The sequence below is a fragment of the Bradyrhizobium sp. USDA 4504 genome (assembly GCF_054063995.1).
This window is the reverse complement of sequence record NZ_JBSSGV010000001.1, coordinates 7,747,179-7,759,402: the sequence shown is the minus strand read 5'-3', so window position 1 is coordinate 7,759,402 and position 12,224 is coordinate 7,747,179. Positions and strand designations below refer to the sequence as shown.

The 12,224-nt window shown below is 65.2% G+C and carries 8 protein-coding genes and 1 pseudogene; 3 read left to right on the top strand and 6 right to left on the bottom strand.

Features of this window, described 5'->3' with window-relative positions; genetic code table 11:
* Positions 1-154: 154 nt before the first annotated feature.
* The gene (locus tag ACVMB1_RS36285; RefSeq protein ID WP_076832777.1) at positions 155-835 is read right to left on the bottom strand and encodes an alpha/beta hydrolase family protein; all 681 of its coding nucleotides are present in this window, start codon (positions 833-835) and stop codon (positions 155-157) included.
* A gap of 249 nt (positions 836-1,084) precedes the next feature.
* Between ACVMB1_RS36285 and ACVMB1_RS36280 the strand changes: the two genes are divergently transcribed.
* Entirely contained in the window at positions 1,085-2,920 is a 1,836-nt protein-coding gene (locus ACVMB1_RS36280; protein ID WP_076832780.1) for a c-type cytochrome, read from the top strand.
* Between the two features lie 275 nt (positions 2,921-3,195).
* Here ACVMB1_RS36280 and ACVMB1_RS36275 read toward each other — a convergent pair whose 3' ends face one another.
* Positions 3,196-4,734: an aspartate ammonia-lyase gene (locus tag ACVMB1_RS36275; protein ID WP_076832783.1), complete on the bottom strand. Its 1,539-nt coding sequence runs from the start codon at positions 4,732-4,734 to the stop codon at positions 3,196-3,198.
* Between the two features lie 317 nt (positions 4,735-5,051).
* Between ACVMB1_RS36275 and ACVMB1_RS36270 the strand changes: the two genes are divergently transcribed.
* Positions 5,052-5,765 carry a hypothetical protein gene (locus ACVMB1_RS36270; RefSeq protein ID WP_028336241.1) on the top strand — a complete coding sequence of 238 codons (714 nt, stop codon included), beginning with the start codon at positions 5,052-5,054 and terminating at the stop codon, positions 5,763-5,765.
* A gap of 369 nt (positions 5,766-6,134) precedes the next feature.
* Here the strand turns inward: ACVMB1_RS36270 and ACVMB1_RS36265 are convergent, their stop codons facing one another.
* Positions 6,135-6,908, bottom strand: coding sequence for a tetratricopeptide repeat protein (locus ACVMB1_RS36265; protein ID WP_283805980.1), 774 nt, complete (start codon positions 6,906-6,908; stop codon positions 6,135-6,137).
* 291 nt (positions 6,909-7,199) lie between these two features.
* Here ACVMB1_RS36265 and ACVMB1_RS36260 point away from each other — a divergent pair, with 291 nt between their 5' ends.
* Positions 7,200-8,453: a glycosyltransferase family 87 protein gene (locus ACVMB1_RS36260; protein WP_076832788.1), complete on the top strand. Its 1,254-nt coding sequence runs from the start codon at positions 7,200-7,202 to the stop codon at positions 8,451-8,453.
* Between the two features lie 36 nt (positions 8,454-8,489).
* Here the strand turns inward: ACVMB1_RS36260 and ACVMB1_RS36255 are convergent, their stop codons facing one another.
* The 3 genes and pseudogenes from ACVMB1_RS36255 to ACVMB1_RS36245 all read right to left on the bottom strand — a co-directional run bounded on the left by ACVMB1_RS36255 (position 8,490) and on the right by ACVMB1_RS36245 (position 12,223).
* The gene (locus tag ACVMB1_RS36255; protein WP_076832791.1) at positions 8,490-10,091 is read right to left on the bottom strand and encodes a hypothetical protein; all 1,602 of its coding nucleotides are present in this window, start codon (positions 10,089-10,091) and stop codon (positions 8,490-8,492) included.
* Positions 10,091-10,837 (bottom strand): SDR family oxidoreductase, encoded by a 747-nt coding sequence (locus ACVMB1_RS36250; RefSeq protein WP_057020153.1) that lies wholly within the window; start codon positions 10,835-10,837, stop codon positions 10,091-10,093. The genes ACVMB1_RS36255 and ACVMB1_RS36250 overlap by 1 nt, the downstream gene beginning before the upstream one ends.
* A pseudogene (locus ACVMB1_RS36245) lies at positions 10,837-12,223 on the bottom strand (FAD-binding protein). Before ACVMB1_RS36245 ends, ACVMB1_RS36250 begins: the two are co-directional and overlap by 1 nt.
* Between the last annotated feature and the right edge of the window lies 1 nt (position 12,224).

Below are 12,224 nucleotides of genomic sequence, written 5' to 3'. Positions count from 1 at the left end.
GGAGAATAACATCCCTTTCGCGGCCAAGCGTAGCCCGGATGAGCCAACGGGTCGCGCGAACGCGCGCCCGATGACAGGCTCCGCGATATCCGGGACCGATCTCGCCCGCGGCATGCAGACCCCGGATGTCGCTTGGCTCATCCGGGCTACACACCTATGCATGCTCCGCCACCCAGCCCGCGAAGGCATCGAGCACCTCGGCCATCACCTCGTGGTCGTTGCGGCCGGAGCGCTTGAGGACATGGAAGGAGTGGTCGGCCTCCTGCACCAGATGCAGCGTCGCGCGATGACCCAGCCCCTTCACCACGGGCTCGAGCAGGTCGAGCTCGGCCAGCGCGTCGCGGGTGCCCTGCAGGAACAGCATCGGGACCTTGACCTCGGCGAGATGCCTGGCCCGCTCGCTCGATGGCTTGCCGGCGGGATGCAGCGGAAAGCCGAGAAACAGCAGCCCGCGCACGCCGGCGAGCGGCGCCTTGGCCTGTGCCTGCGAGGTCATGCGTCCGCCGAACGACTTGCCGCCGGCGAACAGCGGCAGTTCGCCGCAATGACGCGCAGCTTCCGCCACGGCGGCACGCACCGTTGCCTGCGCGACGGCGGGCGGATCGGGCCGCTTGCTGCCCTTCTCCATGTAGGGAAACTGATAGCGCAATGTCGCGATGCCGCGCTCCGCCAGGCCCTCCGCAATCGCGACCATCGAGGGATGCGTCATGCCGGCGCCGGCGCCATGGGCAAACACATAGGCGCTACGGGCCTGCGCCGGCCGCAGCAGCAGCGCGGACACCGTGCTGTCGTCCGAGACCGTGATCGTGAGCGGCTGCACGCCTGACGTGTTCAAGATGACATCTCGAAGAATTGTTGCGCCGTTGTTTCTAGCCGCAGGCCTCGATGCGCGCAAATGCCGCCGCGGAGGGAACGCCGCAAGTGAACTGGCTCACAGCCAATCAACATTTCCGTTGTTAGACCAAGCGCCGCGACTGTAGGATGGCGCACACCGCATCACACGCTTAACGCGAACTCGTTTTTCGGCGAATTTTAACATCTCATCCATATCACGCGCGGATACCGCGAATTGGGGGAACGGGGCATGCCTCGCAAGACGATATTCGTCATCGGACTGTTGATTGTCGCCGGCGTGCTCTATTTCAAGGACGATATCGAGACGGTGGCGAGCGGCTTCCGCGTCAAGGTCGTCGACTACCAGCCGCCGGCAAAGACGGTGTGGCTGGATCAGAATGTCAGCGCGGAGCGGCTGCGCTGGTTCTATCACGCCGACCAGGGCACACGGACCTTCGGCATTCCCCATGAATGGTTCATGGCGCTGGAGCAGCCGACGGTCTGGCCGCTGTTCACCGCGGCGCCGCGACTCAGCGAGACCAATTATCTCGGCCGCTTCGGCTTTATTCCCGACACGGTGATTCCGGGCAAACCCGATGCGCTGCCGATCGGCTTTTCGCAGGGCGGCCCGATGGCCGATGCCAACGGCGCGCCGTGGCGCAATCCGCACAGCAAGGCGGATATGACCGGCGTCGGCCTGACCTGCGCCGCCTGCCACACCGGCAGCTTCAGCTATCGCGGCACCGAGATCGTGATCGACGGTGGGCCGGCCAACACCAATCTGTTCGAATTCCAGAAGAGCGTCGGCGTCTCACTGCTGCTGACGCGGTTCTGGCCGGGGCGCTTCTCGCGCTTTGCCGACGAGATCCTCGGCAAGGATGCCAGCCTCGACGAACGCATGGCGCTGCGCGGCCAGCTCGACCTCGTGCTGAAGCAATACGCCAACATCAATTCGCTGGAGAACAAGGTCGCCGCCAACAGCGTCGAGGAAGGCTATGCGCGGCTCGACGCGCTGAACCGGATCGGCAACCAAGTGTTCTCGATCGACCTGAACAACCCGAACAACTACGCCTCGCATTCGGCGCCGGTGCATTTCCCGCGAATCTGGAACGCACCGTGGTTCAGCTGGGTGCAATATGACGGCTCGATCATGCAGCCGATGGTACGCAACGCCGGCGAGGCGCTCGGCGTCAGCGCCGAGCTCAACCTGCTCGACGAGTCCAAGGGGCTTTACAAATCGAGCGCGCGGATCGACGTGCTGCACGAGATGGAGCGGATGATCGCCGGCGAGCCGCCCAGCGAGGACAAGGGTTTTGGCGGACTTGCTTCGCCGAAATGGCCGGAGAACATCCTGCCGCCAATCAACATGGACCTCGCGAAGAAGGGCGGCGAGCTCTACAAGACGCATTGCCAGGGCTGTCACGGCCCGGCGATCGACAGCAAGGCGCTGCCCGCGAGCGAAGCCTTTGCGCTGTTCAAGGACAAGAGGCGCTGGACCAGGAACGAGGCCGGCCAGCCGCTGCTCGATGTCGAGATGATTCCGATCAGCCATATCGGTACCGACAGCGCGCAAGCCGAGGGCCTCGCGCACCGCACCGTCGAGACGCCGGCCAATCTGAACATCAAGGACAGCAGTTTCGGTCCTGCGCTCGGCGATCTCGTCGAGAAGACCGTCGACTATTGGTACGACCAGAACAAGACCCCGCCGGAAGATCGCAAGCGCATCAACGGCTACCGGCCGAACGAGATCCAGGCGCCGCTCGCCTACAAGGTCCGGCCGCTCAACGGCATCTGGGCGACCCCGCCGTATCTGCACAACGGCTCGGTCCCGACCATCTACGCACTGCTGTCGCCGGTGAAGGACCGTCCCGCGACCTTCTATCTCGGCGGCCGGGAGTATGATCCCAAGGATCTCGGCTACGTCTGGAAGGACAAGATCAGGAACGCCTTCATGCTCGACACCACCAAGCGCGGCAACGGCAATTCCGGACACGAATTCTCCAACGAGAAGCGCACCGGCGTGATCGGGCCGGAGCTGAAGGAAGACGAGCGCCGCGCCCTGATCGAGTTCATCAAGACGCTGTAGGCCCCCGAAGGGACTGCGCCCCCTCTCCCGCTTGCGGGGGAATCGCATATAGAAAAATCTGTCGGGCAGCGTCCTCGCGGCCATCCTTCGAGACGCCGCTGCGCGGCTCCTCAGGATGACGGGTCTTGTTTTGCGGCACTCATGGTGAGGAGCGCCGCTTGCGGCGCGTCTCGAACCACGAGGCCGGAGTTACCTCCGTAGCCGCTGAAGGTCATATGCGATTGCCCTACCCGCAAGCGGGAGAGGGAGCCGACTGCCGATGCAGCGGCTGTCCTTCAACTCCTCGGCACCGGCTGCCGGCGCGCCGGGCGGGTCATGGCCTCGAGCTCGAGGAGCTGGTTGAGCTGCGCTTCGGTCAGCAGTTTTTCCTCCAGCACGATGTCGGCGACCGAGCGGTTCTCCTTGAGCGCACGGCGCGCCACGCGCGATGAGGCCTCGTAGCCGAGCGACGGCGCCAGCGCCGTGATCAGACCGATCGAGCCCTGCACCAGGCTGCGGCAACGCTCGCGATCGGCCTCGATGCCGTCGACACAGCGCTTGGTCAGCGTATCGACCGCCGCCGTCAGCATGCGCAGCGAACTCAAGACGCAATAGCCGATGGTCGGCTCGAACGCGTTGAGTTGCAACTGGCCGCCTTCGGCGCACATCGTGACCGTGAGGTCGTGCCCGATCACCAGGAAAGCCACCTGGTTGACCACTTCGGGAATGACAGGATTGACCTTGCCGGGCATGATCGACGAGCCGGCCTGCACGGCGGGCAGGCGGATTTCGCCGATGCCGGTGCGCGGCCCCGACGACAGCAGCCGCAGGTCGTTGCAGATCTTGGACAGCTTGACCGCAACGCGCTTGAGCACGCCGGAGAACAGGACGAAGGCGCCGAGATCGGACGTCGCCTCGATCAGGTTGGAGGCAAGCACCATCGGCTGGCCGGACAGCCGCGACAATTCCTCGACCGCGAGCGCCGCATAGCGCGGATCGGCATTGATGCCGGTGCCGATCGCGGTGGCGCCGAGATTGACCTCGCGGAACAGCGCGGAAATCTCGTTCAGGCGCGCGACATCCTCCTTCACGGTCACGTGGAAGGCATCGAATTCCTGGCCGAGCGTCATCGGCACCGCATCCTGAAGCTGGGTGCGCCCCATCTTCAACACGTCGGCGAACTCCACCGCCTTGCCTTTGAGCGAGTAGGCGAGATCGTCCAGCGCGCGCACCAGCGGCTGGGTGGCGAAAATCACCGCGAGCCGCAGCGCGGTCGGATAGGCGTCGTTGGTCGACTGCGCCATGTTGACGTCGTCGTTCGGATGCAGCGCGTGATAGTCACCCGGCTTGCGCCCCATCAGCCGCAGCGCGACGTTGGCGATCACCTCATTGGCGTTCATGTTGGTCGACGTGCCGGCGCCGCCCTGGATCGCGTCGACGACGAAGGATTCGGCATAGACCTTGTCGGTCGCAATCTGGGTGCAGGCCGCTTCGATCGCATCCGCCTTCCCCGGTGCGAGATAGCCGAGCCGCTTGTTGGCGCGCGCGGCAGCCTGCTTCACCAGCGCCAGCGCGCGGACGAATTCCGGGAAGTGCCCGACCGGCACGCCGGTGATCGGAAAGTTCATCACCGCGCGCTTGGTGTGAATGCCCCACAGCGCATTGGCCGGGACGTCGTCCTCGCCGAGCAGATCGTGCTCGGTGCGGGACTGCGCCTGCTCGATCGGCACGGTGCGGACGGTCGCGACCGCGAGCTGGCTGGGGCCGCTGCCGCTCTCGCCGGAGGGGGACGCGGCAGCTGCAGCGTTGGCGGTCTCAACCTTCGATTCGGCCATGGTACCTCCGTTACCTCACGCGGATCGTGTCGTCAGCGACGCCATGATGCGCCCGGCGGGCGTCGAAAGCCAATGCCTATCGGCAGAGTCTTGCACACCGGTGAGCGGCAAGACGCGGAAAACCGGCATTGGCGCGCGCCGAACCGTGAGATTAAGGACTTTGCCTTATCCGTCATGATAACAACAACTTATAGCTCGATATCGCGGCTCGCTTCGCGACCGATGCGGCTGCTTTCTCCGCCCCGTCGTCGCGTGCTAGACGAGCATCGACTGGCGCAAGGGCGCCGCCGACACTGAACGAACCAAGGACCAAAGCCGTGTCCAACAATAACGAAGCGATCACCATCAAATTCCGCTGCCCCGCGGAGCTCGAGGGCAAGATTCCGCCGCCGATGCCTGCGTCGTTGGGGCTTCCCGGATGGCTCAAGGCGATGCCGACGCAGGCCTTCAATACGATGAGCAATCGCGAAGAGGATACCGTCAAGCGCTGCCCGCCATTCGTCGATGCGATGACATCGGGTTTCCTTTTGCCGCTGATCTGCGATCTCAAGGTCGAGAATGGCGCGATCACCTGGGACAACGACCTTCCCGCCGGCGGCGCGCTCGAATTCCCGCGCTCGCCGGTCGGCTTCCACGACGAAAGCCAGGTAGTCGGCTCGCCGCTGTTCGAGCCCGACCGCTTCGTCATCAAGTTCGTCAATCTGTGGACCATCGAGGCGCCGCCCGGCTACTCGCTGTTCTTCACGCATCCGGTCAACCGGTTCGACCTGCCGTTCACCACGCTGACCGGCATGGTCGATTGCGATCTGTTTCACGACAGCTGGGTTCATTTCCCGGCACGCTGGCACGACACCAGTTTCAACGGCGTATTGCCCAAGGGCACGCCGGTTGCGCAGTGCTTCCCGGTGAAGCGCGAAAACTGGGTCGCGCAGACCGCCGCGATGACGCCGGATGAAACATCGCGCGCCCAGGAACTGACCAACAGGATGGCCCGCGAGTCCGGACTCTATCGGCGGCAGTTTCGGACGTAGAGCGGGCGCGCGAAGCTCCGCTGCGGCCTCCTCCGTCATTGCGAACTACCCGATGGGAGGCTCGGCATCCACCGCCGTCGTCCTGGCGAAAGCCAGGACCCTTAGCCACCGTCTTCGGTGATGAGCGGGATCGCGGCCCGGTAGCGCTCAACAATTGAGATTTGGGTAATGGGTCCTGGCTTTCGCCAGGACGACACCGACTATGGGGCGCGATCCTGAGCCAGTTCGGTGTCTTCACCCGGATGCGGGCGATCCAGCATTCCAGAGGCGCTTGTGCTTGAGCGCAGAGGCCGCGGCTTATCCCCGCCGCTCTAGATTCTAGTTTTGACGCGTTAGCGCGAGCCGGTGTCCGCTTCGCTCGAAAACGCCCTAGCTCAGAAATTCCGCAAAGGCGCTGCGACGGAAGAAGAAGCGGCCGTGCGATGACATGATCAGCGCGGCGGTCGTGCGGCCGATCATTTGCGGCCGGCCGCGCAACGCGAGACGCAGATTGGCCTCGCCGGCCGCGCGGTCGCCCATTTCCAGAAGACTGGCGGAGAAGCTGAGACGCGTCAGCGGGTCGTCGGGGCGCTGCGCCACCACCTGGCGGTAGAGATCCGCCGCGGCAGCATATTCGCCATCGAGCAGCAGCACACGCGCGAGCGCGGCCAGAACATCGGGATGTCCCGGCGCCGCATTGCGCAGCTTCTCCAGAATCTCGCGCGCCCGGCCACGCTCATTGCGCTGGGGCAGCAGCTGCGCCAGCAGCAGCTGAAACTCGAGGCTCTCCGGCGCGAGAACGAGCGCGCTCTCGATGACGGCAACCGCCTCGTCGATGCGACCGGCCGAGTGCAATTGCCCTGCCAGCGCCTGGAATGCGGGCAGGTACGGCGGCCGCCGCGCGGTGGTTCGCCGCAGCACATCGATCGCCTCGCTGCCGCGACCAGCGCCGCCGAGCGCTGCGCCAAGCAGGGTCTCGAGGCCGGGATCCTCGACGCGGCGTACGGCTCGCTCGAGCGGTGCGATCGCTTCCTCGTTGCGGTTCTGGATCATCAGCGCCCGTGCCAGGATCGAGGCCGCGCCGACATCGGTCCGGTTTGCCTTCAAGACCTCCGCCGCCAGCCGCTCGGCTTCGACGACCTGTCCCATCTGCAATGCGACCACGGCGCGTTGCAGTACCGGGGATGGGCTGGGCCCGCGATTGGAAAAAGGCGGCGGTTTCGGCATGCGGTCCGTCGTGAGATGGTTCTTGTCAGCCGTTATCACTGCCGCCGACGGAGCGTCCAGCGAAAGTCGCATCCGGACACCGAGATACCGTCCGGTTCCAGCCTCCACCGACCGATTTCATGCATCCCTGCGGCTGTCAGGCCACAGGGGATCCACCCTCTCCCTGCAATTTTTCGACTGCTTAACCTATTCAATCTAGCTTGGGTTGCCATAACAGGGCCCGGCCTGATGCTCGCAACAACGCTCGAAACAATTCAGTCGACGGACTCGAAGCGCGCCAACTACACACGCGGAATCCTCGTGATGCTGGTCGCCGCCCTCCTGTTCAAGGTTGTGTGGTTCTCCCAGCTGGGGCTGGGGCACGGCCGCGAACTGGTCGACTTCGCCGCCTTCTACATCACCGCAAAGCTGGTGTGGCTCGGCGACCTCGACCAGGCCTATCAATTCGCGAAGCTCGCCATCATCGAGAAGCAGGCGTCGGGCGGGCACGACGGCTTCATGCCATGGACCTATCCGCCGCAATTCAACCTGCTGCTGGCTCCGTTCGCGCTGGTCCCGTTCGGGATGGCCTATCTGTTGTTCATGGCCTCGACGCTGGCTCTTTATCTCGCGGTGCTGCGGCGTCTTGCCGGAAACCGGTTCGTGCTTGTGCTGATCGTTTTCTTTCCGACGATCGGGGTCACGCTGGCATGCGGTCAGAACAGCTTCCTTACCGCCGCACTGATCGGGCTGGTGTGCCTGTACTTCGAAGAGCGGCCGATGCTCGCGGGCGTGGCCCTTGGTCTCATGATCATCAAGCCGCATTTCGCCGTTGCTTTCGCACTCTACGCCATCCTGCGGCGCTCGTGGATCGTCGTGATGACGGCGGGCGCCGTCGTGCTGATCAGCTCGGCGATCTGCACGGTGCTGTTCGGCATGCAGATCTGGACCGTGATGCTGCAGAGCGTGCACGATTCATCGGTATTCCTGCGGGAAGCCTATTATCCGCTGTACCGAATGGTCTCGACCTATGCCGCGCTGCGAACCACGGGGTTCTCCGCGTCGGCAGCGTTTATCGGCCAGGGCATCGTCGCCGTCCTTGCGCTCGGCATCGTGCTGGTCGCGGTCTACCGCAAGATGCCGGTGCGCGAGAGTCTCGGCCTGACCGCGATCGTATCGGTCTGCATCAGCCCCTATGCGTATGATTATGACTTCCTGATCTTCAGTGTCGGAATGGCGCTGCTGTTGCCGGCGCTTCAGGCCAAGGCCCGCGAGTGGGAACGTGCGATCATCTATGCCGCGCCGATACCGATCGGAGCCTTCGGCTACATGCACACGGTCCATAACAACACGCCGCGCACGGACGTCCATTGGGTCGACGTGCTTTCGATCGGAGGCTTCGGGATCGCCGCGCTGATCACGCTGATCGTCGCAATCCTGCTGCTGCGCGAGTCAAGCAGGGGCTCTCCCGTTCCGGCGCAGGGGCCTCTTGCGAGGATTTGAGCACCCGGCGCGACACGCCCCGCGATCACGCAACACTCACGGCGCCACCATTTCGAGACGATCGCGCGCCGGCAGGGTCGACGCGAAGGCCTTCAGCGCGCCGGCGACGAGTTCTGGCTCCGCGGCCGGCGTGACGTAGAAGCTTACGTCACCCCGCGCGCCGGTCACCGGAATCGTGTGCAGGATCGCGACCTTCCTCCAGCTCGCCGGCACGCCCTGCGCAAACCAGCTGTCGTAGATCATGGCGACGCCGACATGATACTCGTCGGCGAGCGCGGCCATCTCGGCCGGGCCGTAGCGGCCGGCCCGCTTCGCCTTGCGCACGCGCTCCGAACCGAGCCCCCACAGATCCAGGACGAAGTTCGCATTTCCCCAGGCGACGAGTCCAAGATCGTTCACGGCAACCGGCCGCCGGTATAGCTGCTGGGCGAAGCGGCCCAACTGATAATGCTGCTCGTAGACGCCGCGCGAGGCAAACGGCGTCTCCAGGGCGGCGCTGACATAGCCCACGCTGGCAAAACCGGCCAGCCCGACGCTGGCGAGCGTCGCGGCGGTCCATTGCGGGACGCTCAAGACCGCTCGCGCGCGTGCAACCGCGTAGAGCAGCGCCAGCACCGCAAGCGCAACGATGTAAACCTCATACCGGTGGAACCAGCCATATTGGCCAAAGCCGAGATGCGCAGCGATCGCGGCGAGCACCGTCGCACAGACGATCAGGGCGCCGCGGTCGGAGCGGAGCAGCGCCATCACGGCGGCGAGCGCAAGACCGAGCAGCATCAGCCTGAAGCCGGCGGGATCAGCGAAGCTGTCGCCGAGATTGCGGAGGATGGAGGCGATGACGCCGGTCCCTTCATAGCCGGATTCGGCGATGCGCGATTTGAGCAATACCGAACTCGGCAAAAGCGGGAGACCGAGCGAGGCCATTCGCGCGAAATACGCGGCGAACGCGCAGAGCGTGACGGCAGCGGCCGCGGCGGCAAAACGGCGCTGGCCGAGCAGGGCAAACCCCATCATCGCCGCGATGGCGAACGCGATTCCCTCGAAGCGAATCAGCGGCAGCAGCACCAGCGCCGCGAAATGCATGGCGGTCGGCGACCGTCCGCGCGCGGCTTCGGTCAGGCCGCCGAAAGTCGCGACCGTGGCCCAAACGTGAAGACTGTGCTCCATGCCGGTCATCGGCAGGGCGATCGCGCTTGACGAAAAAATGGCGAGCAACGCGACGAAAAGCAGCAGCGGCTTCTCCCGGCCGGGGTCGAGCAGTTCAGCCGATTCAAGGATGCGCAGGAAAGCCACGACGGTCGCTGCCGCTGCCGCGGCATTGATCAGGAGCGGACCGAATGCGCCAAGACGCAGCGTCTCCGTCACGGCCAGCAGATAGGGCCAGATGATCGACGAGCTTGGCGACGAGACCTCGGACGCATTGACGCCGTAGCCGCCGGACCGGATGTGATCGGCGACGGCGAGGTGGATGTAGGGATCGTCGAGGGTGAAGATCAGCCTGCCGTCGCAGAGCATGACGCTGAAGATCAGCGTCGCCGCGAACAGCGCGAGCCACAGCGATGCCGTCACGAGCGGGACGCTCGGCCGGATCGCGCTGGATCGCGGGAACGACGCGTGGTTGGCGGCGACGCCGGGCATCAGATACGCATCCGTTTGAAGATCGTCTCCGGCAGCGCGCAGATGATCGCCATCACCAGCCGGAAGCGGCGCGCCACATAGATCACGTCACGCGGCCTCGTCACATCGGCCCGGAAGATATCCTCCGCGACCCGATCCGGCTGCACCGTCAGGGGAGCCGGCAGCTTCATATGCGCCGTCATCCTGGTCCGCACGAATCCCGGCTTGACGGTGACGACACGGACCTTACCCGCAAGCGCCAGACGATTGCGCAAGCCGGACAGGAATTGCGAGAAGCCGGCCTTGGCCGCGCCGTAATAATAGTTCGAGGCCCGCCCGCGATCGCCGGCGACCGAGCTCACGCCGACGATGGTTCCCGAGCCGCGCGTCGCGAAGGCTTGCGCGAACAGTTCGAGCAGCAGGCTGGGCGCCTCGAAATTGGTGCGCATGATCTTCGTCGCAAGCTCGGGATCGGTCTCGGCACGCTGCTGATCGCCGAGCTCCCCGACAACGCATACGACGGTGTCGGGAAGTGGGGAAAGACCGGCGACGAAGCCGGCAAGCTGCCCGGTCTGCAGCACGTCGAGCGCGACAACCGAGATTTCGGTACCGCTTCGCGTCTTGATGTCGTCCGCATTGCGCTGTGCCGCGGCGATATCGCGGGCGGCGAGCATCACGCGCCATCCGTCCCTCGCATAGCGCAGCGCGGTCGCGTGCCCGATGTCCGAACTGCCGCCAATCACCAGAATTGATTTTGTGCCGGTCATCAAATTCCAAGCCGTGCTGAAAGATGGGACACGAGGCGACTGTTCGCCCCGATCTGCTGGCGGATGTCGCGCAAGGCCGCAAGGCCGGGATATCCGGATTCGAATGTCGCGCGGGACTGCCGCGCATCCTTGGCGAGATAGAGCCGGCCGCCGGCATCGACCACCAGCGCGTCGAGCTGGTCAAGAAACCCGAACAGCGCGTCGGTGACCGGAAAGTCCATCGTCAGCGTGTAGCCGCGGAGCGGAAACGACATCGGCCCGCTGCCTTCGCCGAGCTGCTTGAGCACCGCGAGAAACGACGCATCGCCGCGCCGCGACACACGATCGAGAATTTCGGCGAGAACGCGGCGCGCGCGGCTAGCCGGGATCACGCATTGATATTGCACGAAGCCGCGCCAGCCGTAGATCCTGTTCCAGTCGGCGATCGCATCGAGCGGAAAGAAATACGGGTCCCAATGGACCAGCCGTGGCTTGCCCGGATGCGCGGCGCCGCGGCGGAAGTACAGCTCGTTGAACACCCGCATCGATGCGCGATTGAGCAGCCATCCCGGAAACAGCTCCGGGACCGCGAGCCGCGACGCGCGAAGCCTGGGAAACGTCTCGAGGCCGGGCCCAAGCATATCCTTGTCGCGCCGCGTGGCGTGCTCGGCCAGATAGACCAGCGACCGGCCGAGCGCCGCGCCGCGCGCAAGGCAGTCGATCCAGGCCACCGAATAGGTGGTCGATGCGCTGCTTTCCAGCTGATCGATCGCCGCGTCGAGATTGCCGGCGACGCGGGTGTCCTGACGTAGCCAGGCGGTCTCGATCGGCAGCAGCCGCAGCGTCGCGTCGAGGATCATGCCCGTCAGGCCCATGCCTCCCAACGTCGCCGCGAACAGCGCGGCGTTTTCCGATCGCGAGCAGGTGACGATCTCGCCGCCAGGCAGCGCAATGCGGAACGAATCGACGACGGTGCCGAAGCCGCCATCGCGATGATGGTTCTTGCCGTGAACGTCGGCCGCGATCGCGCCCCCGACCGTCACGAATTTCGTGCCGGGCACGACTTTGAGGAAGAAGCCGCCGCGGCTCGAAAACGGCAAGGATGTCGGCGATGGTTACGCCGGCTTCGACCGTCAATCGCGCGGTTGCGGCATCGAAGCTCCGCATCCGGTTCAGGCCGCGCGACGAAATCGTGGATTGCGTTCCGATCGCGGCATCGCCATAGGCCCGCCCGGCCCCGCGCGCGACGACGCCGGACCGCGCAAGCAGGTGGTCCCGCGCGCCTGCGGGCGTCTGCGGCGCCAGCAGTTCGGACGACGCCCTGGGATAGTTGCCCCAGCCGGACAGGCCAATGCCGCCCGGACTGGAGGTCGACATCACAGCTCCTGGTAACGCAGCCGCCGGCATC